Annotated in this window: 21 protein-coding genes; 13 read left to right on the top strand and 8 right to left on the bottom strand. The window is 69.7% G+C overall.

What is annotated here, in order from left to right:
* Window positions 1–3: 3 nt before the first annotated feature.
* Window positions 4–804: a glycerophosphodiester phosphodiesterase family protein gene (locus tag NF557_RS07255; protein ID WP_252623101.1), complete on the bottom strand. Its 801-nt coding sequence runs from the start codon at window positions 802–804 to the stop codon at window positions 4–6.
* Between the two features lie 118 nt (window positions 805–922).
* Here NF557_RS07255 and NF557_RS07260 point away from each other — a divergent pair, with 118 nt between their 5' ends.
* From NF557_RS07260 to NF557_RS07270, 3 genes are read left to right on the top strand one after another with little or no spacing between them, the layout of a single operon-like run.
* Window positions 923–2,329, top strand: coding sequence for an ABC transporter substrate-binding protein (locus NF557_RS07260; protein WP_252623103.1), 1,407 nt, complete (start codon window positions 923–925; stop codon window positions 2,327–2,329).
* A gap of 28 nt (window positions 2,330–2,357) precedes the next feature.
* Window positions 2,358–3,710, top strand: coding sequence for a carbohydrate ABC transporter permease (locus tag NF557_RS07265; protein ID WP_252623105.1), 1,353 nt, complete (start codon window positions 2,358–2,360; stop codon window positions 3,708–3,710).
* Window positions 3,707–4,639, top strand: coding sequence for a carbohydrate ABC transporter permease (locus NF557_RS07270; RefSeq protein ID WP_252623107.1), 933 nt, complete (start codon window positions 3,707–3,709; stop codon window positions 4,637–4,639). Before NF557_RS07265 ends, NF557_RS07270 begins: the two co-directional genes overlap by 4 nt.
* Window positions 4,640–4,667: 28 nt before the next feature.
* On the opposite strand, the gene NF557_RS07275 is transcribed toward NF557_RS07270, so the two are convergent.
* From NF557_RS07275 to NF557_RS07285, 3 genes are all read right to left on the bottom strand, one after another.
* The gene (locus NF557_RS07275; protein ID WP_252623109.1) at window positions 4,668–6,197 is read right to left on the bottom strand and encodes a helix-turn-helix domain-containing protein; all 1,530 of its coding nucleotides are present in this window, start codon (window positions 6,195–6,197) and stop codon (window positions 4,668–4,670) included.
* Between the two features lie 269 nt (window positions 6,198–6,466).
* A complete protein-coding gene (locus NF557_RS07280) occupies window positions 6,467–7,792 on the bottom strand; it encodes an HRDC domain-containing protein (RefSeq protein WP_252623111.1) in 1,326 nt (441 codons plus the stop codon).
* Window positions 7,793–7,822: 30 nt separating this feature from the next.
* Window positions 7,823–8,386 (bottom strand): DUF3000 domain-containing protein, encoded by a 564-nt coding sequence (locus NF557_RS07285; protein WP_252623113.1) that lies wholly within the window; start codon window positions 8,384–8,386, stop codon window positions 7,823–7,825.
* 141 nt (window positions 8,387–8,527) lie between these two features.
* On the opposite strand from NF557_RS07285, the gene hemE reads away from it, so the two are divergent.
* Entirely contained in the window at window positions 8,528–9,580 is a 1,053-nt protein-coding gene (gene hemE / locus NF557_RS07290; protein WP_252623114.1) for a uroporphyrinogen decarboxylase, read from the top strand.
* On the opposite strand, the gene yczE is transcribed toward hemE, so the two are convergent.
* Window positions 9,569–10,243, bottom strand: a complete 675-nt coding sequence (yczE, locus tag NF557_RS07295; RefSeq protein ID WP_252624004.1) for a membrane protein YczE — start codon at window positions 10,241–10,243, stop codon at window positions 9,569–9,571. The two genes, hemE and yczE, sit on opposite strands and share 12 nt — an antisense overlap.
* 141 nt (window positions 10,244–10,384) lie before the next feature.
* Here yczE and NF557_RS07300 point away from each other — a divergent pair, with 141 nt between their 5' ends.
* Window positions 10,385–11,179 carry a deoxyribonuclease IV gene (locus NF557_RS07300; RefSeq protein ID WP_252623116.1) on the top strand — a complete coding sequence of 265 codons (795 nt, stop codon included), beginning with the start codon at window positions 10,385–10,387 and terminating at the stop codon, window positions 11,177–11,179.
* A 54-nt stretch (window positions 11,180–11,233) separates the two neighbouring features.
* Here NF557_RS07300 and NF557_RS07305 read toward each other — a convergent pair whose 3' ends face one another.
* Window positions 11,234–12,238, bottom strand: coding sequence for a DUF4349 domain-containing protein (locus NF557_RS07305; RefSeq protein WP_252623123.1), 1,005 nt, complete (start codon window positions 12,236–12,238; stop codon window positions 11,234–11,236).
* A gap of 147 nt (window positions 12,239–12,385) precedes the next feature.
* Between NF557_RS07305 and hemG the strand changes: the two genes are divergently transcribed.
* On the top strand, window positions 12,386–13,789 hold the full coding sequence (hemG, locus tag NF557_RS07310; protein ID WP_252623125.1) for a protoporphyrinogen oxidase: 1,404 nt from the start codon (window positions 12,386–12,388) through the stop codon (window positions 13,787–13,789).
* Window positions 13,790–13,912: 123 nt separating this feature from the next.
* On the top strand, window positions 13,913–14,635 hold the full coding sequence (gene hemQ, locus NF557_RS07315; protein WP_252623127.1) for a hydrogen peroxide-dependent heme synthase: 723 nt from the start codon (window positions 13,913–13,915) through the stop codon (window positions 14,633–14,635).
* A gap of 94 nt (window positions 14,636–14,729) precedes the next feature.
* Here hemQ and msrB read toward each other — a convergent pair whose 3' ends face one another.
* Window positions 14,730–15,209, bottom strand: coding sequence for a peptide-methionine (R)-S-oxide reductase MsrB (msrB, locus tag NF557_RS07320; protein ID WP_252623129.1), 480 nt, complete (start codon window positions 15,207–15,209; stop codon window positions 14,730–14,732).
* A 102-nt stretch (window positions 15,210–15,311) separates the two neighbouring features.
* On the opposite strand from msrB, the gene ligD reads away from it, so the two are divergent.
* From ligD to NF557_RS07345, 5 genes are all read left to right on the top strand, one after another.
* The gene (ligD, locus tag NF557_RS07325; RefSeq protein WP_252623131.1) at window positions 15,312–16,403 is read left to right on the top strand and encodes a non-homologous end-joining DNA ligase; all 1,092 of its coding nucleotides are present in this window, start codon (window positions 15,312–15,314) and stop codon (window positions 16,401–16,403) included.
* A 4-nt stretch (window positions 16,404–16,407) separates the two neighbouring features.
* A complete protein-coding gene (locus NF557_RS07330; protein ID WP_252623133.1) occupies window positions 16,408–17,466 on the top strand; it encodes an ATP-dependent DNA ligase in 1,059 nt (352 codons plus the stop codon).
* Window positions 17,459–18,661 (top strand): alpha/beta hydrolase, encoded by a 1,203-nt coding sequence (locus tag NF557_RS07335; protein WP_252623135.1) that lies wholly within the window; start codon window positions 17,459–17,461, stop codon window positions 18,659–18,661. The genes NF557_RS07330 and NF557_RS07335 overlap by 8 nt, the downstream gene beginning before the upstream one ends.
* 178 nt (window positions 18,662–18,839) lie before the next feature.
* Complete coding sequence (locus tag NF557_RS07340; RefSeq protein WP_252623138.1) at window positions 18,840–19,034, top strand: helix-turn-helix transcriptional regulator; 195 nt, start codon at window positions 18,840–18,842, stop codon at window positions 19,032–19,034.
* Entirely contained in the window at window positions 19,021–19,449 is a 429-nt protein-coding gene (locus tag NF557_RS07345) for a hypothetical protein (RefSeq protein WP_252623141.1), read from the top strand. Before NF557_RS07340 ends, NF557_RS07345 begins: the two co-directional genes overlap by 14 nt.
* Window positions 19,450–19,655: 206 nt before the next feature.
* On the opposite strand, the gene NF557_RS07350 is transcribed toward NF557_RS07345, so the two are convergent.
* Window positions 19,656–20,387: a dihydrofolate reductase family protein gene (locus NF557_RS07350; protein WP_252623143.1), complete on the bottom strand. Its 732-nt coding sequence runs from the start codon at window positions 20,385–20,387 to the stop codon at window positions 19,656–19,658.
* A gap of 38 nt (window positions 20,388–20,425) precedes the next feature.
* Between NF557_RS07350 and NF557_RS07355 the strand changes: the two genes are divergently transcribed.
* Window positions 20,426–21,298: a polyphosphate kinase 2 family protein gene (locus NF557_RS07355; RefSeq protein ID WP_252623146.1), complete on the top strand. Its 873-nt coding sequence runs from the start codon at window positions 20,426–20,428 to the stop codon at window positions 21,296–21,298.
* The last annotated feature ends 18 nt before the right edge of the window (window positions 21,299–21,316 follow it).

Here is a 21,316-nt window from a genome sequence, read left to right on the forward strand (position 1 = left end):
CCATCAGGACCACTGGCCGCGCGCGACCAGGACCTGCTTTAGCAGGTCGGCGCGGTCGCTGACGATGCCGTCCACCCCGAGGTCGAGCAGGCGGTGCATCTCGGCCTCGTCGTTGATGGTCCAGACGTGCACGAACCTGCCGGCGGCGTGGGCGGCCGCGACCGTCTGGGCGGTGACGACCGGCACGCCCCGGAAGCTCACCGGCACCTGGAGACCATCGACATCATGCAGGGCGGCCCGCACCGCAGCGGCCCGGCGACGGATGCCTGCCCCCGGCCGTGCTCGGAACGTCGTCGCCGCCAGCCGGAAGCGAGCCGTGGTGGCCTGACCGGCCGACGTGACCACGGGACGCGTGAGGCGGCGCACCGCCAGTCGCCGCCGCGCGTCCGAGAACGATGTGACACAGACCCGGTCGTGGGCGCGCGTCCGCTCGATCACCCTGACGAGCGGTCCGATCGCACCGGCCGACTTGATGTCGATGTTGAACCGGGCCTGCGGCCAGGTGTGCAGCATCTCCTCCAGGCGCGGGATCTCCTCGGTGCCGCCGATGCGGGCGCGAGCGACCTGCTCCCACGGCATCGCGGCGATGACCCCGGTGCCGTCGCTGACCCGGTCCAGGCTCGCATCGTGGAAGGCGACCAGCACGCCGTCCGCGGTCGCGTGGACATCGGTCTCCAGATAGCGGAAGCCGAGGTCGATCGCGGCCTGGAAGGCGGCCATCGAGTTCTCCAGCCCCGAGGTGCTGAAGCCCCGGTGCGCGAGCGGGATGGGGCCGTTGTGCTCCAGATAGGCGGTGTGGCTCACACCGGGCACGTTAGCCGACGGCACGCCCGCGACGAATGTTGCGCAAACGTGACCTGAGGTCGACCGAACGTGGCTACGTTGGGGGATACCGCAGGATCAGCCTTCGAAGGAGTTCATTGTGAAGAGATCTATCGGAATCGTCTCGGCCACCGCCATGGTGCTGGCCCTGGCCGCGTGCGGAGGCGACACGGGCACCGACACCCCTGCCGAGGACGACACGTCGGCCGAGGACACGAGCGAAGAGCCCCCCGCCGACACTGGCGACGACACCGCCACCGACGATGACACGGAGGCCACCACCGATCCGGACGAGGGCGGTCTGGCGCTGCCCGACCTGTCGGGCGAGGAGCTCGAGGTCGCTGCGGTCTGGACCGGCACGGAGGAGGAGCGGTTCAACCTCGTGCTGGACGCCTTCGCGCAGGAGACCGGGGCCACCATCCAGTACACCTCCACCGGAGACGACATCGCCCCGGTGCTGACACCACGCGTGGCCGGTGGGAACCCTCCAGACGTCGCCATGCTGCCCCAGCCCGGCCTGCTCTCGGAGTTCGCAGGACAGGACGCCCTGCAGCCACTGACGACCGACGTCGAGGCCAACATCGACGCCAACTACGACGCGGTCTGGAAGGACCTCGGCAGCGTCGACGGAGAGCTCTATGGCGTGTGGTTCAAGGCGGCCAACAAGTCGACGGTCTGGTATGACGTGGAGGCCCTGGACGCTGCCGGTGTCACTGCACCGGCGACCTGGGACGACATGGTGACTGCGTCGCAGACGGTCTCCGACTCCGGCGTGACGCCGTGGTCGATCGCCGGTGCCGACGGCTGGACGCTGACCGACTGGTTCGAGAACGTCTATCTGTCCCAGGCGGGGGCGGAGATGTATGACCAGCTGACCAACCACGAGATCCCCTGGACCGACCCCTCGGTCGAGGAGGCACTCAACACCCTGGCGCAGATCTGGGGCGCGGACGGCTTCGTGGTCCCCGGTGCCCTCCAGAACGACTTCCCGACCTCGGTGACGACGGTCTTCAGCAGCGGTGACGCCGCGATGGTCTATGAGGGTGACTTCGTGGCCGGTGTCATCAACGATGAGACCGACTCGGTCGTGGGGGAGGACGCCAACTTCTTCCCGTTCCCGGCAGTGGGTGACGCCCCCGCCGTGGTCGGTGGTGGCGACGTCGCGGTGGCCTTCACCGACACCGAGGCCACGATGGCGCTGATGACCTACCTGGCTTCCCCGGAGGCGGCCGAGATCTGGGTCACCGAGGGCGGCTTCACCTCGCCCAACAAGAGCGTGGACACCTCGCTCTATCCCGATGACCTGTCGCGCGGGATCGCAGAGGGCCTGATCGCGGCGGGCGACGCGTTCCGCTTCGACATGTCCGACCAGATGCCGTCGGCGTTCGGTGGCACCCCGGGTGCTGGCATGTGGCAGGACCTGACCGACTTCCTGAGTGACCCGACGGACGTCCAGGGCACGATGGACAGTCTGGAGGCCAACGCGAGCGAAGCCTACGGGCGCTGACCTTCGCAGGTGAGCGGACGGCATACGCGTGACTGACACCACGACCGAGACGCGGTCGGGTGCGGGGCCAACCCGCGCCCGGCCGCGCTCTCGACCTGCCCAGGAGGGTCGCTGGCTGGCCTGGGTCTTCCTGGCCCCCGCGTCGGCTGTGCTCCTGGCCCTCGTGCTGTGGCCCATCGTCTACTCGATGTGGCGCAGCCTGTTCGACCGCACCGGCAAGGAGTTCATCGGGCTGGGCAACTACCAGCGCATCTTCACCGACCCGGACACGTTCACGGCGCTGAAGAACAACCTGATCTGGGTGATCGTCGCGCCGATCCTGGTGACCGTCCTTGGGCTGATCTTTGCGGTGCTGACCGAGCGGATCCGGTGGAGCACGGCGTTCAAGCTGGTCGTCTTCATGCCGATGGCGATCTCGTTCCTGGCCGCCGGCATCATCTTCCGGGTGGTCTATGAGGAGGACCCGAACCGCGGCCTGGCCAACGCCATCGTGACCAGCGTGCACGACATCTTCAACGACTCGTCGCAGTATCCCGGCGCGCGACCCCGGGACGCCGAGGCCCTGCCCGCCGCGGACGCGGGCGGATTTGCCTCCGCCGCGCAGGTGGAGCCGGGCACCGTCCTGCAGATCCCGCTCGTCGGCGTGGGTGCCGATGAACTTCCGGAGGAACCCACCCTCGCCACCCCACCCGGGGAGGCCGCGGCGGACACGGTCACCGGCACGGTGTGGTTCGACTTCGTGCGCGGAGGGGGCGGGACACCCGGTGAGATCGACGACGGAGAGGCGGCGTTGCCGGGCGTCGTGGTCCAGGCGGTCCGTGACGGGGAGGTGGTGGCGGACGCCACGACCGACGACAGCGGTCAGTTCACCCTGGAGGGACTCGACTCCGGCGTGGTCCAGATCGTGCTGCCGGCCGAGAACTTCGCCCCACCGTTCCGCGGTGTCTCGTGGCTCGGCCCGGGACTGGTCACGCCCTCGATCATCACGGCATACGTCTGGATGTGGGCGGGTTTTGCGATGGTCCTCATCGGCGCCGGGCTCTCCTCGATCCCGCGCGACGCTCTGGAGGCCGCGCGCATCGACGGGGCCAGCGAGTGGCAGGTCTTCCGGCTGATCACGGTGCCGCTGCTGGCACCGGTGCTCACGGTGGTCCTCGTGACGATGATCATCAACGTGCTGAAGATCTTTGACCTGATCTACATTATCGCGCCAGGTTCGTCGGCCTCGGCGGCCAACGTCATTGCGGTGCAGATGTGGGCCGTGTCGTTCGGCGGCGCGCAGGACTTCGGGATGGGCAGTGCCCTCGGCGTCTTCCTCTTCCTGCTCGTCCTGCCCGCGATGCTGTTCAACATCCGTCGGTTCCGGCAGGAGCAGCTATGAGTGTCGCCACCGGCGGCGGGGCCGCCGCAGTGCCCGAGGACGTCGACCTCAAGGAGAGGTCGACCCCCGCGGTGCGCAAGCCGAGCGTCGGGTCCCGCGTCAGCGAGTTCCTGAGCCGGGGCATGGTCTCCGTCGTGCTGGCCCTGATCGCGGTCTTCTGGCTGATGCCGACGATCGGGCTGTTCGTCGCGTCGTTGCGCACGGCGCAGGACAACAACACCACCGGCTGGTGGACGGCGCTGACCAAGCCGGCGCAGCTGACCGTCGACAACTACCAGAAGATGCTCAACAACGACGGCATGGTCAACGCCTTCTTCAACACGGTCTGGATCACCATCCCGGCGACCCTGCTCGTGGTGCTGGTGGCCTCCCTCGCGGCCTATGCCTTCGCGTGGATGGAGTTCCCGGGACGGGACTGGATGTTCATCGTCATCGTCGGGCTGCTCGTCGTGCCGGTGCAGGTGGCGCTGATCCCGGTCGCCAACCTCTTCGGAGACGTGGGCATCTATGGCTCACGCATCTCGGTGATCCTGTTCCACGTCGCCTTCGGCCTGCCGTTCGCAGTCTTCCTGCTGCGCAACTTCTTTGCCGGGGTCCCGCGCGAGCTCATGGAGGCGGCGCGGCTCGACGGGGCGGGGGAGTGGCGCATCTTCCGCAGCGTCGTCCTGCCGCTCGGCCTGCCGGCCATCGCGTCGCTAGGGATCTTCCAGTTCCTGTGGGTGTGGAACGACATGCTCGTCGCGCTGGTCTTCGCCGACAGCTCGGCGGCGCCGCTGACGGTGGCGCTGCAGTCCCAGACCAGGCAGTTCGGGTCCAACATCGACGTGCTGGCCACCGGCGCCTTCCTGTCCCTGGTGGTGCCGCTGGTGGTCTTCTTCTCGTTCCAGCGCTACTTCCAGCAGGGCGTCCTCGCCGGCTCCGTGAAGTAGCCCACCCGCACCTATCCCAAAAGGGGGGTCAGATGTCGCGGAAGGTCTGGATGTCGGCGCCCAGGTTGTTCAACCGCGTCGCCAGGTCCTCGTAGCCGCGGTGGATCACATAGACGTTGCGCAGCACCGACTCGCCCGGGGCCGCGAGCATCGCCAGGAGGATGACCACGCCAGGACGCAGCGCCGGCGGGCACATGATCTCGCCAGCACGCCACTTGGTGGGGCCCTCGACCATGACGCGGTGCGGGTCCATCAGGTGCACCTTGGCGCCCAGGGTCGTCAGCTCCGTCAGATAGATCGCGCGGTTCTCATAGACCCAGTCGTGGATCAGGGTCGACCCCTCGGCGCACGCTGCGATGATCGCGAAGAAGGGCAGGTTGTCGATGTTGAGCCCGGGGAACGGCAGCGGATGGATCTTGTCCATCGCCGCCTTGAGCGGCCCCTCGATGGTCTTCAGATCGACCAGACGGGTGTGGCCGTTGGCCGAGACATACTCCTCGGAGAGCTCGTAGTGCAGCCCCATCGTGTCCAGCACCGCCAGCTCGATCTCCATGAACTCGATCGGCACCCGCTTGATGGTGATCTCACTGCCGGTCACCACGGCCGCCGCCAACAGGCTCATCGCCTCGATCGGGTCCTCGGAGGGGGAGTACTCGATGTCCTGGTTGATGGACTCGACACCGGTGACGGTCAGCGTCGTCGTGCCCAGGCCCTCGATGGTCACGCCCAGCTGCTGCAGGAAGACGATCAGGTCTTGGACCATGTAGTTCGAGGATGCGTTGCGGATCACGGTCGTGCCGGGGTGTCGGGCAGCGGCGAGCAGGACGTTCTCGGTGACGGTGTCGCCGCGCTCAGTCAGCACGATGGGGCGGCCGGGGCGCCGGTCAGGGTCGACGGTCACGTGGTAGCTGCCCATCGTGGCCGTGACGTCGATGCCGAAGTGGCGCAGTGCCACCATGTGCGGCTCGACGGTGCGGGTCCCGAGGTCGCAACCCCCGGCATACGGCAGCTCGAAGTCGTGGAACTCGTGCATCAGCGGGCCGAGGAACATGATGATGGTGCGCGTGCGGCGGGCCGCCGCCTCGTCTATGGCCGCCAGGTCGATCGAGGCCGGCGGGATGATCTCGAGGTCGGAGGAGTCCTGCAGCCAGCGGATCTTGAAGCCGATGCTGGACAGCACCTCGACGATGCGGTTGACCTCCTCGATGCGAGCCAGGTTGCGCAGCGTGGTCCTGCCTTTGTTGAGCATGGAGGCGCAGAGGAGGGCGACGGCAGCGTTCTTGGACGTGCGCACGTCGATCTCGCCGGAGAGGCGCTTGCCGCCGTTGATGCGGAGGTTCTGGGGCAGCGCGCTGCCCACGGAGACGATCTCGGAGTCCAGACTCTCCCCGATGCGGGCCAACATCTCGAGGGAGAGGTTCTGCTTGCCCTGCTCGATGCGCGCGACGGCCGACTGGCTGGTGTTGAGGAGGGCTGCCAGCTCGGCCTGGGTCAGATCCTTGTGCCGGCGGGCGTCCCGGATCAGTGCGCCGATGCGGGACAGATAGCTCTCAGTCATCGAACTACTGTAGATCACATATGAGATAAGGAACCGGATCGCGGGTGAGTCGGCGGGTGTGTCGGCGCGAGTCGGGACGGTTGGGACGACACAGACGCGAGCGGCCGAGGGACGGGCGGCTGCAGCGTGCAGGTGAACTCTGGGGCCGACGACACGCCGGGGGTGGACGGCCCTAGCGTGCAGGTGAACTCTGGGGCCGACGTGGGTCTGGCGCAGGCTGTGTCGCAGTCTGGGTGCGCAGGCTGTGGCGTGGGTGGCGACCGCGCCGATCAGTCGGCGTCGGGGATCTCGCGCAGAGCGTTGACGACGAGGGGAGTGACCAGGTCACGCTGCCAGGGCCGTGCGTCGTGACCGGCGAACGCGGCGTCGACGGAGGGCGCATCGAAGGCCTCGGGCGGTGTCCAGAGCACGCGTCGCAGGGTCTCGGGAGTCATCAGGTTCTCGATCGGGACGCGCACCGACTCGGACAGCTCGGCAAGCCCGGCACGCACCTGCGCCAGCCGGGCCGCGGCCACAGGGTCCTTGTCGGCCCACATCCGGGCGGCCGGTGGGGAGTCGTTGCGTCGCGCCAGCTCCGGCAGGTCATCCTCCGGCAACTCGTGCGCTGCCGAGATGGCCTCCAGCCACTGTCGTTGATAGCGCGTGATCCCCTGGCTGGCGCGACGCTGGCGGGAGCGGCCGGACTCCACGGACCGGTCGCTGAGCAGGGCGCTTGAGGTCCGGGGCTGGCGCACGGCCAGGTCGATCAGGGTCGCATCGGGCAACACTCGGCCCGGGGCGACGTCGCGCTGCTGGGCGATCAGGTCGCGCGTGGTCCACAGGGAGCGGACGTGGGCGGCGATGCGGCGGCTGCGGACCTTGTGCATGCCCGAGGTGCGGCGCCACGGGTCCGGGCGCGGACCGGCGGTGCTGAACTGTGCCTCGAAGGCAAACTCCTGCTCGGCCCACTCGGCCTTGCCCTGCTCGGCCAGGTCCGCAGCCACCGCGTCCCGCAGCTCGACGAGCAGCTCGACGTCGAGCGCGGCATACAGCAGCCAGGGTTGGGGCAGGGGCCGGGTCGACCAGTCGACGGCTGAGTGCTCCTTGGCCAGGCTGACCCCGAGGTAGTGCTCAAGCACCGCAGCCAGGCCGACCTTGGGCAGCCCGGCGAGGCGGGCTCCGAGCTCGGTGTCGAAGAGGGAGGAGGGACGCATCCCCACCTCGGCCAGGCACGGGATGTCCTGGGTCGCCGCGTGGAGCACCCACTGGGCGTCAGCCAGGGCGGCGTTGACCGGGCTCAGGTCGGGCACCGCGATCGGGTCGATCAACCAGCTGCCGGCGCCCTCGCGACGCAGCTGGACCAGATAGGCGCGCTGACCATAGCGATAGCCCGAGGCGCGTTCGGCGTCCACGGCGACCGGGCCGGTGCCACCGGCCAGCGCCGCGACCGCCTCCGCGAGGGCGGACGCGTCGGCCGTGACGTCAGGCACGCCCTCCGACGGGGCGGTCAGCGGTGCGACGACGACAGCTGGCTCCTCAGGGGCGGCTGCGTGCCCCGTCCCCGCGTCCGAAACGGCAGCAGAGCCGTCGTTGAAGTCGGGTTGGTTGGGGGGCACGGTGGACGAGTCTGTCATCGCGGACCGACCTCAGCGTCGCTGGGGCAGCGCGACGACGCCCTCGGGCAGGGGCGGCAGGCCGGCGATGGTGCACAACAGGTCGCCCCAGGCCTGCAGGTGCGCGTCGATCCGTCCGTCCAGCGGGGTCCACGAGGCGCGGATCTCCATCTCGACGGTCGGCTCGCGTTCAGCCAGGGCGCCAAAGCTCTCACTGAGCACGCAGGTCACGGTGCCGGCGGTGGCCGCCCACTCCAGCCCCCGGGCCTCGAGCGCATCGGTCAGCCAGGACCAGCCGACGGTGCCGACAAAGGGGTCGTGGCCCACCTCGGGCTCGACCGTGGCCTTGGCATAGGTGACCACGCGCCACTGACCCTCCCAGGGTTCGGGCTCGGCCGGGTCGTGCAGCACGACGAACCGGCCGGTCGCGATCGGCTCGTCGTCGGCGTTGCGGCTGGGGATCACCTCGCCGGACAGGGCGAGGGCCGAGGGCGCCAGGCGGGTCGGCGCCGGCACCTCCTCGATCAGGACCTCAGGGCGCAGCACTGCTGCGCGCACCGACGTCAACGCCTCAGCGAAGGTCGAGTCCTCACGCACGATCTCACCTCCGGACGCTCTGCGCCGCCCGGACTGTATGCGGCTACCCACCGGATCAGCGTAGGTCCCCCCACCGGTCGAACCAGGCAGGCCACGCCGACGGCGTCCGGACCCGTCAGCAGGGCGTGGCAGGATCGCACCGTGACCACCTCCACCACACCCGCGACGACAGATGACCCGAGCCAGAGCGCTCTGCTGCAGGCCGCCCGGGGCCAGCGCCCACGGCATACCCCTGTCTGGTTCATGCGCCAGGCCGGCCGGTCCCTGCCGGAGTACCGCGAGCTGCGCCAGGGCACCAACATGCTCGAGTCGTGCGCGACCCCGGACCTGGTCACTGAGATCACGCTGCAACCGGTCCGCCGGCACGGAGTGGACGCCGCGATCCTGTTCAGCGACATCGTGGTCCCACTCAAGGCCGTCGGGGTCGACCTGGACATCGTCGCGGGCGTCGGACCGGTAGTAGCTGAGCCGTTCGCCACCCGTGCCGACCTGGACCGGCTGCCGGACCTCACGCCGGAGCACGTGCCCTACATCACCGAGGCGGTCGGGGCACTGGTTGCCGCCCTGGGTCCGACCCCGCTCATCGGTTTCAGCGGGGCGCCGTTCACTCTCGCGAGCTATCTGGTCGAGGGTGGGCCGTCCAAGAACCACCAGCGGACCAAGGCGATGATGCACGGCGACCCGGAGCTGTGGCGGGCCCTCTGTGACCGCCTCGCCCAGATCGCCGCGACCTTCCTGCAGGTCCAGATCGACGCCGGGGCCTCCATGGTGCAGCTGTTCGACTCGTGGGTGGGGGCCCTGCCGCGGACGGACTACCTGCGCTTCGTCGAGCCGCACTCGCGTGCGGTGCTCGAGTCGGTGGGCGACCAGGTGCCTCGGATCCACTTCGGGGTGGGCACCGGCGAGCTCCTCGCCGACATGGCGGCGGCAGGGGCGGATGTGATCGGGGTCGACTACCGGCTCTCCCTCACCGATGCCGTCGCTCGCACGGACGGGAAGTATGCCGTGCAGGGCAACCTTGACCCTGCCCTCCTGTTTGCGCCGTGGCCAGTCATCGAGGGCCGGGTCCGCGAGATCGTGCAGGAGGGGCGGGCGGCACCGGGGCACATCTTCAACCTCGGGCACGGTGTCCTGCCGGACACCGACCCGACCGTGCTCACCCGCGTGGTCGAGCTGGTGCACTCACTGGGCTGAGCCCGAGCCCTCGCTGGCCGTCGGCTCCAGCTGCACCACCAGCGGCGGCAGGAAGAGCTGGGTCAGCGGACCGATCGAGACGGCAAACAGGACCGTGCCCACCCCGACCACACCCCCGAGCAGCCAGCCGATGAGCACCACGGTCACCTCGATGCCGGTGCGGATCAGGCGCAGGCTGAAGCGTGTGCGGTGCGCGAGCCCGGTCATCAGTCCGTCTCGCGGCCCGGGCCCAAGCTGGGCACCGATATAGAGCGCGGTCGCTGCCCCGTTGAGCACGATGCCACCCAGCATCATCAGCACCTGGAGCACGAGCGAGTCAGGTGTAGTCAGCAGAGCCAGCGCCGCGTCCGCGGACAGCCCGACCCAGATCGCGTTGGCGATCGTCCCCAGACCAGGCGCCTCGCGCAGCGGGATCCACAGCAGCAGGACCGCCAGCGACACCAGGATCGCGATGGTGCCGAAGCTGAGAGGCACGTGGGTCGCGACGCCATAGTGGAAGACGTCCCACGGGATCATGCCCAGGCCGGCCCGAATGAGCATGGCCATGGACAGCCCAAAGATGGTGAGCCCGACGAACAGCTGGGTGAGCCGGCGGGGGAGTCGGCCGGCCCGCAGCTGCTGGCGCGGGGTCATCCGCGCCAGGCCCAGCACGGAGCGGGGCATGTCGGGCTCGAGGGGCAGATCCACGGGGACATCATGCGGGACGGGAGGAGGAGTGCTCACATCGACCCCAACGCCGGGTGGTGAGGGAGTATGCCGAGGCGCACCTCATCCACTGTCAGCAGCGACGCCTACGGTGGGGTCATGGCATACCCGATCGGTGCTCACGTCAGTCAGACCGACCCCATCGCTGAGGCACGAGCCCGCGGTGCGGATGCGGTCCAGTTCTTCCTCGGCGACCCGCAGAGCTATAAGGGGCCGGTGGTGGAGTATGCCGCTGGTCCGGCTGCCCTCAGGGCTGCGGCGGAGGAGGCGGGCGTCTCGCTCTATGTGCATGCGCCCTATCCGATCAACGTCGCCTCACTCAACAACCGCATCCGGATCCCGGGGCGCAAGCTGCTCCAGCAGCACGTCAGCGCGGCTGCCGAGATCGGCGCCAAGGGCATCGTCGTGCACGGCGGTCACCTCGGCGCGGACGAGGACTCCGCCAAGGGCTTCGACAACTGGCGCAAGTGCATCGACGGGCTGGACATGCCGATCCCCGTGCTGATCGAGAACACTGCTGGTGGGGACAACGCCATGGCCCGCCGGCTCGAGGCCCTGGACCGGTTGTGGGAGGCGATCGGTCAGGCCGAGGGTGGAGACACGGTCGGCTTCTGCCTCGACACCTGCCACGCCCACGCGGGAGGGATCGAGCTGTCAAACGTCGTCGACCGCGTCCGGTCGATCACCGGTCGGATCGACCTGATCCACGCCAACGACTCGCGCGACGCCTTCGACTCCGGTGCTGACCGGCACACCAACCTGGGCGCCGGTCACATCGCGGGGGACGCGGTGGCGGACGTGGTGCGGGCTGCCGGAGCCCCAGCGGTCGTGGAGACCCCGGGAGGCGCGGCCGAGCAGGCTGCCGACATCGCCTGGCTGCGCGCGCGAGCCTGAGGGCGGGTCAGGCGTCGGTCGACAGGCGGGTCAGGCTTCCGTCGACAGGGCGGGTCAGGCTTCCGTCGACGGGACCGGCACAGGCTCGGCGGCTCGCTGGTCGGCACTGGCCCGACGGCGGCGCCACCACAGGACCGGCGCGAGGATGAGCGCCGCCACGATCGCGAAGGGCAGCAGCGCGCCGATCGCGGTCAGCACGAAGGCCACCCCGGATAGGAAGGCGTCCCAGCCGGCGGACAGGCCGGCCGCAAAGCCGGTCGGCTCCTCCTCCTGGGCCAGCTGCACGGCTTCGGCCGGATCAGTCTCGGTGAGGTGCACGGTGATCGAAGAGCGCGCGACGTCGGCCTCCAGACCCTTGACGTGCGCCTTGAGCACGTCGAGCTCGGCCTCCCGGTCGGCGAGCTCACGCTCGAGGAAGACGATGTCCTCGATGCCTCCCGCGTCCTCGAGCAGGCCGCGGACCCGGGTGACGCTCGCCTCGAGCGTCTCGATACGGGCGCTGGTGTCCGTGAAGTCCTGGGTCACGTCGAGGCTGGTGATGACCCTGCTGGTGAGCCGGCCGGTGGGGCCGAGCTGGTCGAGGGTCGCGTCAAGCCGGTCACCGGGCACCGAGAGGACGAGGGTGGCAAAACCGTCGAACCGCTCAGCACTGTTGTCGGGGCTGAGCTCCTCGCTGACGACCCACCCGTCGGCGGCGACTGCAGCCGCCCGGACCTGGGCCGCGGACTCGTTGACGTCCTCGACCGCGATCCCGAGCTGGGCGTCACGGGCGATCATCCGGCCCTCCGGGAGGTTCTGGCTCACCGGGTCGACACCGGACTCTCCCTCTCCGGCCGCAGGAGCAGCAGCTGCCTGAGAGTCCTCCCCGGCGAGGTCTCGGTCGGCCCCGTCGCTGCCTGCGTCGGCCGCCCCGGCCTCCTCAGCCTGAGCCGCGCTGTCGGCTGGGGCCGGTTCGTCCATGGCGTCGTCCGAGGAGGCGGAGCACCCGCCCAGCAGTGCCAGGGCGATGGCGCCGGCCACGAGCGTCGAACGGCCGTGCCGTGGGGTGATGCGGAGCATGGCTTTCGTCCCTTCATCGATGGGTCGCCGACCGGTTGCCGGGGGCGGGACGCGCAGTCCTGCGTCTGTGACCACCGATCGTGGCAGCGCGTTCCACCCGTGGGGGTCACGAATCGGTCTCTGTTTGGACGTGATTGGCTAACACCCGTGCGATATCTGGTGGTCGGTGGCGGAATCAGTGGTCTGGCGGCGGCCTGGGAGCTCGTCCAGCACGTGGACGGTCGCGACGTCACCCTCCTCGACGCCGGGGACCGTCCCGGCGGCAAGCTGCGGGGCGCGACCGTTGGCGGGGTGCACGTGGACGTCGGCGCGGAGTCGGTCCTCGCCAGGCGACCCGAGGCGCTGGACCTGATCCACGAGGCAGGCCTCGGGGACGAGCTGGTGCACCCGACCGGTGCCCGCGCCGCGATCTGGAGCCGTGGGCGACTGCACCCGGTTCCGCGCCGGACCCTGCTCGGCGTCCCCGCAGACCCGGACGACCTCGCGGGTCTGCTCACGGACGAGGAGGTGTCCCGGATCCGCGCCGAGGTCCCCGAGACGTTGGCCGCCGCAGACATCTCGGTCGGCGACCTCGTCGCGCGCCGGCTGGGCGACGCCGTGTCCGACCGCCTGGTCGAGCCCCTGCTGGGCGGGGTGTATGCCGGACACGCGCGGCTCATCTCGGCCGCGGCAGCGGCACCTGCTCTCCTGGCGGCCGCCCGCGCGGGGGAGTCCCTCGTGGCGGCAGCCGGGCGAGCCGTTCCGGTCCCGGCTGACCCCACGGCACCTCGCCCGCCGGTCTTTGCGGGCATCGAGGGGGGACTGCACCGTCTCCCCGCGGCGCTGCTTGAGCGCCTGACCGAGCGTGGTGTGACGGTGCGCAGCGGCACCATCGCGCGCGAGCTGCGCCGCACGGCCACAGGCTGGCAGGTTGTCACCGGCCCGGTCCCCGACCCGCGGGTGCACGACGCTGATCGCGTCATCCTCGCCGTGCCGCCGGCACCCACCGCCCGGCTGCTCCGGGAGGCAGCGCCTGTCGCGGCCGACGCCCTCTCCGGGGTCGAGACGGCATCGATGGCGGTGCTGACCTTCGCCTTCTCCGCCGACCAGCCGCCGGACCTGACCGGGTCCGGGTTCCTGGTGCCACCGCGCGACGGCCGCTTCCTCAAGGCCGCCACCTTCAGCATGAACAAGTGGGACTGGGTGCGCGCCCACGGGGTCGATGCCGGTCCAGACGGCCAGGACGTGCTGCTGCTGCGAGCCTCGGTGGGACGGCACCAGGAGGAGGCCTCGCTGCAGCATCTCGACCGGGTCCTGGTCGAGCTGGCGCTGACCGACCTCGGCGACGCCACGGGCAGCACCCTCCCCGCACCCCTCGACGCGCACGTGCAGCGCTGGGGTGGTGGGCTGCCGCAGGCCGCCGTGGGGCACCGAGACCGCGTCGCCGCCGTGCTCGACTCGGTGGCCCGACAACCGGGCCTGGCGGTCGCCGGCGCGGCCTATGACGGGGTGGGCGTCCCGGCGTGCATCGCCAGCGGCCGGGCCGCAGCCGTCCAGGTGCTGGCCGGCTGAGCCAGCTGGCCCGCCCACCGAGCCAGCCGGCTGCCCAGGTGGGGCGGACAGATCACCGCGCCCACGGCATACGCCTCAGACCCCGGTGCCCGGCCACTCAGGGGAGCGACGCACAATGGCGCTATGACTGAGCAGCCCGCAGCAGAGCCCGCCGAGACCCCGACGCCGGACGCCGACCGCGTCAACAGCGAGGTCCGCTATGCGATGTATTCAGTGTTCCGCACCGTCACCCCGCTCGGGGACGACCGGGACGACCTGACCCATGAGCTGGAGATGCTGCTCGCCGCCATCGCCGACGAGGGGGTCGTGGTGCGCGGCCTCTATGACGTCTCCGGGCTGCGCGCCGACGCCGACTTCCTGATCTGGTGGCATGCCGAGTCGGTGGACCTGCTCCAGTCGGCCTACCAGCGACTGCGCCGCACCGGACTGGGCGCCCAGCTGGAGCCGGTCTGGAGCAATGTCGGCCTGCACCGCCCGGCCGAGTTCAACCGCGGCCACATCCCGGCGTTCCTGGCCGGTGAGGAGCCGGGGGACTACCTGTGCGTCTATCCGTTCGTGCGCTCCTACGAGTGGTATGTCCTTCCCGAGGACGAGCGTCGCCGGATGCTGCGCGAGCACGGCCTGGCCGCGCGTGACTTCAAGGATGTCCGGGCCAACACGATCGCCAGTTTTGCCCTCGGGGACTACGAGTGGCTGCTGGCCTTTGAGGCCGATGAGCTGCACCGGATCGTGGACCTGATGCGGGAGCTGCGCGGCGTCGACGCACGGCTGCACGTGCGCGAGGAGATCCCGTTCTTCACCGGCAAGCGGGTCGACGCGGCGGCCTTGGTGGCGAGCCTGGCCTGAGCTCGGGTCGCGACACGCCTGCCCACGGTCGAGGGTTACGAGAAGACCCGCCCCAGCAACAGCCGGAGCGGGTCTCGTGGGTGTTGGTGGTCGACTAGAAGGTGCCGCCGGACCTGGCGGTCTGGCTCTTGGCAGGCGTGCCCGCGAGGGCGGCCGGCTGGCCCGAGGGCTCCAGCGTCAAGCTGATGGAGTTCATGCAGAAACGCTGGTCGGTCGGGGTCTCATAGCCTTCGCCCTCGAAGACGTGGCCCAGGTGCGAACCGCAGTTCGCGCAGAGGACCTCGGTGCGGGTGCGCCCCAGCGAGTTGTCCTCGACGTAGTCCACGCGGTCCTCGGCCAGCGGGGCATAGAAGGACGGCCACCCACAGTGGCTCTCAAACTTGGTCTCGCTGCGGAAGAGCTCGGCTCCGCAGGCCCGGCAGGCATAGACGCCCTCGGTGGTGGTGTCGGTGAACTCCCCGACGAACGGCCGCTCCGTCCCTGCTTGGCGGAGCACGGCAAACTCCTGCGGCGTCAGCTGGTCACGCCACTCCTGGTCCGTCTTGGTGACGGCATAGGTCTTGTTCTCGCTCATAGTTCCCCCACATTACGCCGCAGACGCACAAAGTCCAGTTCGGTCCCGCGCCGGTCAGGGAAACCGCGCGAGTGTCAGGGGGCACAGGTAGCGTCGCGCAGTATGGCGAGTCCTCAGATCCTGGTAGTCCCCGGCCCCGAGGGGGAGCGGGAGGTGCGTCTCAGCAGTCCGGACAAGGTGGTCTGGCCGGCCACCGACGACGGCGGCGCCATCACCAAGGCCAACCTGGCGGCATACCTGATGGCCGTGGGGGAGCCGCTGCTGCGGGCGCTGGCCGACCGGCCGGTCACGCTGCAGCGGGTGCGGGACGGGATCGAGGGGGAGGTCTTCTATTCGAAGAACCCGCCCAAGGGAGTGCCGGAGTGGGTGCGCACGACGATGGTGACCTATCCCTCGGGGCGCAGCCACCCACAGCTGGTGGTCGACGAGCTGGCGACCGCCGTGTGGGCAGCGCAGATGGGCACCGTAACCTTCCACCCGTGGCCGGTGCGCAGCGCTGACAACGACCACCCCGACGAGATCCGGATCGATCTGGACCCCGAGCCCGGCCTCGGCTTCACCGACGTGGTGGAGGTCGCCCGCGGCCTGCGGAAGGTGATGGAGGGGGTGGGGCTCACGCCGTTCGTGAAGACCACCGGCAGTCGCGGCGTGCACGTCTTTGCCGCGATCGAGCCCCGGTTGGAGTTCCTCGAGGTGCGGCACGCCGTCATCGGCGTCGCCCGGGAGCTGGAGCGGACGATGCCCGACCTGGTGACGACCTCCTGGTGGAAGGAGGAGCGTGGGCAGCGCGTCTTCGTCGACTTCAACCAGGCGACCCGGGACCGCACGCTCGCGGCAGCCTGGTCACCGCGGGTGCTGCCGGGTGGCCCCGTGTCGGTGCCGATGACCTGGGAGCAGCTGGGTCAGATCGGCCCGGGCGAGCTGACGGTGCGGACCGTGCCGGAGTGGCTGGCCGAGCACGGTGACGCGTGGGAGGACCTGCACGCCGAGCCGGGGACGATCGATGCTGCCTATGCGCTGTGGGAGGCCGACCTGGAGCGCGGGCTGGGCGAGCTCAACTTCCCCCCGGACCACCCCAAGATGCCGGGGGAGCCGCGCCGGGTGCAGCCCAGCCGCAAGCGCCACGACCTGCCCGACCCGGAGGACCGACCGGCGCCGCGTCGCGCACGAGCAAGCACCGATCAGGCAGACTGACGCCATGGACCTGCCCGTCATGCCGCCGGTGAAGCCGATGCTCGCCAAGCCGGTCAAGGGGATCCCGCAGGGCCAGCTGTATGAGCCCAAGTGGGACGGCTTCCGCTCGATCATCTTCCGCGACGGTGACGAGGTCGAGATCGGTTCGCGCAACGAGAAGCCGATGACGCGCTACTTCCCGGAGGTCGTCGACGCCGTCCTGGCGAACTTCCCCCAGCGCGCCGTCATCGACGGGGAGATCATCTATGCCGACCCCGAGGCCGACCGGCTCGACTTCGAGGTGCTGCAGCAGCGGATCCACCCGGCCGACTCCCGCGTGCGCAAGCTCTCGGTCGAGACACCGGCGGCGTTCGTGGCCTTCGACCTGCTGGCGCTGGGTGACGACGACCTGACCGGGCTGCCGCTGGAGCAGCGTCGGGTCAGGCTCGAGGAGGCGCTGGCCACCGCCCAGCCACCGGTCTATCTGACGCCGCTGACCCGTGACCCCGACGTCGCGCAGGAGTGGTTCGTCCAGTTCGAGGGGGCGGGTCTCGACGGGCTGATCGCCAAGGACCCGCAGGGCACCTACCAACCGGACAAGCGCGTGCAGAGCAAGATCAAGCACGAGCGCACCGCCGACTGTGTCGTCGCGGGCTACCGCCTGCACAAGTCGGGCCCGGACGCGCTCGGCTCCCTGCTCCTCGGGCTCTATGACGAGGACGGCACTCTCGCGTCGGTCGGGGTCGTCGGCGCCTTGCCGATGGCGCGCCGCCGCGAGCTGCTCAGCGAGCTGGCGCCGCTGGTCACCGACATCAAGGGCCACCCGTGGGACTGGGGAGCTTCCTTCGAGGGGACCCCCCGCAAGAACGAGACCAGCCGGTGGAACGCCGGCAAGGACCTCTCGTTCGTCCCGCTGCGTCCCGAACGGGTCGTCGAGGTCAGGTTCGACTACATGGAGGGCCGGCGCTTCCGACACACGGCGCAGTTCGTCCGTTGGCGGCCGGACCGTGAACCGTCCCGCTGCACCTTTGGACAGCTGGAGCAACCGGTCGACTTTGATCTCTCGGAGGTGCTGGGTGGCTGAGGTGAGGGTGGTGCCCCGGCTCGGCACCGTGCTGGCGGTGGGCAGCGTGGGCGTGAGTGTGGCTGCGGCCCTGGCCTCCCTGGGGGTGGCAACCTATTTTGCGCGCCGGGTGGTGACCCCGGAGCACGAGAAGAAGGACGACACCTGGATCGTCTCGATCGACCGCGACGGACCGGATGCCAGCACCATCACCTTCGTCGCCGCCCCGCACACCCTCTCGCCGGGGCGCTACGGCCTGTGGCTCGACCACGGAGAGGGGCACGCCCGGGTGGGTGACGTCATCTCAAGCGACCTGACGCCGCGCAGGTCGGTGGACCGCACGGTGGTCCGCGAGCTGCTCGACCTCGACGAGGGCCGCCTCGTCCCGGGGCCAGCCCGGTGGAACAGCTACTACTACTGCGGCGACCCGGGGACGGCGGTCGGTCTCGAGTTCGAAAACGTGCACGTGCCCTCGGACATCGGTGACCTGCCGGCCTGGCTGGTGCCGCCCCGGGAGGAGGCGGAGCGTCCTGGCGAGTGGGCGGTGCTGGTCCACGGCCGCTCGGCCAAGCGCGAGGAGACGATCCGTGCGCTGCCGCTCCTGCACGACCTTGGCTTCACCTCGCTGGTGCCGAAGTACCGCAACGACCAGGGCGCACCACCCAGCGCGGACGGCCGCTACAACCTGGGTCTGTCCGAGTGGCGCGACATCGAGGCGGCGATCATCTATGCCGTGGGCAGGGGTGCCAAGCAGGTCACCCTCTTGGGCTGGTCGATGGGCGGGGCGATCGTGCTGCAGACCCTGGACCGCTCCGACTTCGCGCAGTTCGTGAACCGGGTCGTCCTGGACTGCCCCGTGATCGACTGGGGCGTGGTGCTGACCCACAACGCCGACCTCAACAAGATCCCGCGGGCGGCCAGCATGCTGGGCAAGCTGCTGATGGGGCGCAAGGCCACCCGCCACCTGGTGGGCGTGGCCGAGCCGCTGGACATCGCGGTCACCAACTGGGTGGCCCGCTCCGACGAGCTGCGCCACCCGATGCTGCTGATGCACTCACGCAGCGACGATGTGGTGCCGTTCGGTCCGTCGGAGGCTCTCGCGGAGAAGCGCCCGGACCTGATCACGCTGGACCTGTGGGACGGACCGCTGCACTGCCGCGAGTGGAACACCGACACCCAGCGCTGGGAGCAGGCGGTCCGCGACTTCCTCGCCTGACCGGCCCTTTTTGGCGTAGTTCTGACCCCCGTCGCGCAATTTCGGGGGCGTTCACGTGCGCTGTGGGGCCAGCGGGTTGGCTTCGGCACGCGACCCTTATGACAAGGTCGCTTGACGCTGGCCATCGTGTCAAGTAACCTTGACATGTCAAGGAAGCATGACACATCCGGAGGGTTCTGTGCGCAACGATGTCCGCGAGCTGAGGCTCGCAGCGGGACTGTCCCAGCGCGAGCTGGGGGAGGTCCTGCAGGTGTCTCGCCAGACGGTCAACTCGATCGAGACCGGTCGCTACGACCCTTCACTTCCCTTGGCGATCGCCATCGCCCGCCACTTCCACAGCACCGTTGAGGAGATCTTCCATGTCGACAACTGAGATGAGCAGCCGCCAGAAGGCCATCGCACTGCTCACCATGATGGTCGCCCTCGGGGGAGTGATCGTGGTCGGCCTCCTGCTGCGTGAGCACGGACCGGGCAACATGGGCACCGGCTTCCTGCAGGGGGGCGCCGTCGGCGTGCTCGGCGTCGCGGTGGTGGCCTGGCGCGTGACTCGCAGTCCGGGCCGCGCCACCAGCTTTGAGCGGGCCTTCACCCAGCAGGGCGATGAGCGGGACGACGCGGTCCTGACCCGCTCGCTGGCCGTGCTGGGGCTGGCGGCCTTCCCCCTGACCGGAGCCGCCGCGGTGGCCATCGGGCTCGGCGCCTATGTGCCGATGGTGCTGACCCTGCTGCTGGTGGCACAGCTGCTCGTCGGTGCGATCGCCTTCGCCATCATCTCCCGCACGAGCTGAACCACCATCACGAGCTGACCCACCATGCTGCCTGGACTCCACCGCGGTGTCCCAGGCGCCACTCGCGCCACACCTGGGCGTGCAGTTGGATGGATCCTTCACACCCCGATCGGCGCATGGCGTGAAGGATCCATGCAGTTGGACCCGGGCAGGCGATGCTCGCCTGGACTCGGTGCCCCTGCGTGAGCGCCAGCGGTGTGCAGGAGCTAGCGCCGGACCGCGTAACGCAGGATCAGGTCCCCCTCGATGGCCAGGGCCTGGAGCAGCTCGAACTGAGCCAGCGCACCGTCAGCCGCGGGTGCCTCCAACAGTCGGGGCCCGGTGCCGCCCACGACCACCGGCCGCACCGTGAGGCACAGTTCGTCCAGGACGCCGGCACCCAACCACCCGCCGAGCAGGTGCGGCCCACCCTCGGTCAGCACCTGGTCCAGGCCGCGCCCGTGCAGTGCCTCGATCGCTCTGGTCGCCTCGACGGTGTCGGCGCCACACGCGATGACCGCATCCTCGCCGAGCCGCTGAGCCAGATCGTCCTGGACCGCCTCGGCGCACAGCACCAACAGGTCTCCGGCGTCGGCATCAGGCTCCAGCACCTTCTCCGGCAGGTGGCCGGAGGCGGTGACGACCGCCAACAACGGGTGGTCGGAGCGCCCGGCCGCGCGGCGTGCGGCCAGGAGCTCGGGGTCCTCGGTCCGCAGCCGCCCATAACCCTCGGCCCGGATCGTGCCCGCTCCGACAACCACCACGTCGGCCAGCGCACGCAGCACGTCAAAGACGGCCTTGTCGGCTGCGGAGTTGATCGACCCCGACAGCCCGTCACCCCCGGTGGCATGCCCGTCCAGGGTGGTGACGAAGTTGGCCCGGACCCACCGTCCGGACGTGACGGCATACTCCCTCAGCAGTTGCTCGGTGGACCTGGCACCCTCGGACAACATCACCATGCCCTCCATTGTGACGCCACGGGTGCAAGGATGGCCTGATGAGCAAGAAGAAGTCGAAGAAGTCGAAGAAGACCTCCGCCACCCCCTTCTCAGACGCGCTCCGAGTGGGCCAGGGATTTGTCCTGGACGACGTCGACACCAGGGACACCCCCGCGTTCGACGGCGACAAGAAGGATGGACAGGAAGCCCTGCGCGCTGCCGACGACGAGATGGACGACCTGCAGGAGCAGCTCTATGCACACGGGACGAGCGGTGGGACCGAGAAGATCCTGCTGCTGATCCAGGGGCTCGACACGGCGGGCAAAGGCGGCATCATGCGCCATGTCGTGGGCGCTGTCGACCCGCAGGGCACGCAGATCACCGCCTTCAAAGCCCCGACCAAGGAGGAGCTGGAGCACCCCTTCCTGTGGCGCATCCGCAAGGCGCTGCCCGGGGCCGGGATGATCGGGGTCTTCGACCGCTCGCACTATGAGGACGTGCTCATCGTGCGGGTCGAGGAGCTGGTGCCCAAGGCCACCTGGAGTCGGCGTTACAGCACCATCAACGACTTTGAGCAGGAGCTCGTGGCCGACGACACGACGCTCATCAAGGTCATGCTGCACATCTCCAAGGATGAACAGGAGGAGCGGCTGGCCGAGCGGCTCGACAACCCGGAGAAGTACTGGAAGTACAACCCGGGGGACATCGACACCCGCGAGCGCTGGGACGACTACATGGAGGCCTACCAGGCCATCATGGACAAGACCTCCACCGACACCGCGCCCTGGCACGTCGTGCCCGCCGACCGCAAGTGGTATGCGCGGCTGGCCGTCCAGCAGCTCCTCCTGGAGCACCTGCGGGCGCTGGACCTGCAGTGGCCCGAGGCAGACTTCGACATCGACACGGAGAAGGCACGGCTCGCCGCGAGCTGACCACTGCCGTGCGGCCGG

Origin of the sequence: Ornithinimicrobium cryptoxanthini (assembly GCF_023923205.1) — a bacterium.
Taxonomy (GTDB): domain Bacteria; phylum Actinomycetota; class Actinomycetes; order Actinomycetales; family Dermatophilaceae; genus Ornithinicoccus; species Ornithinicoccus cryptoxanthini.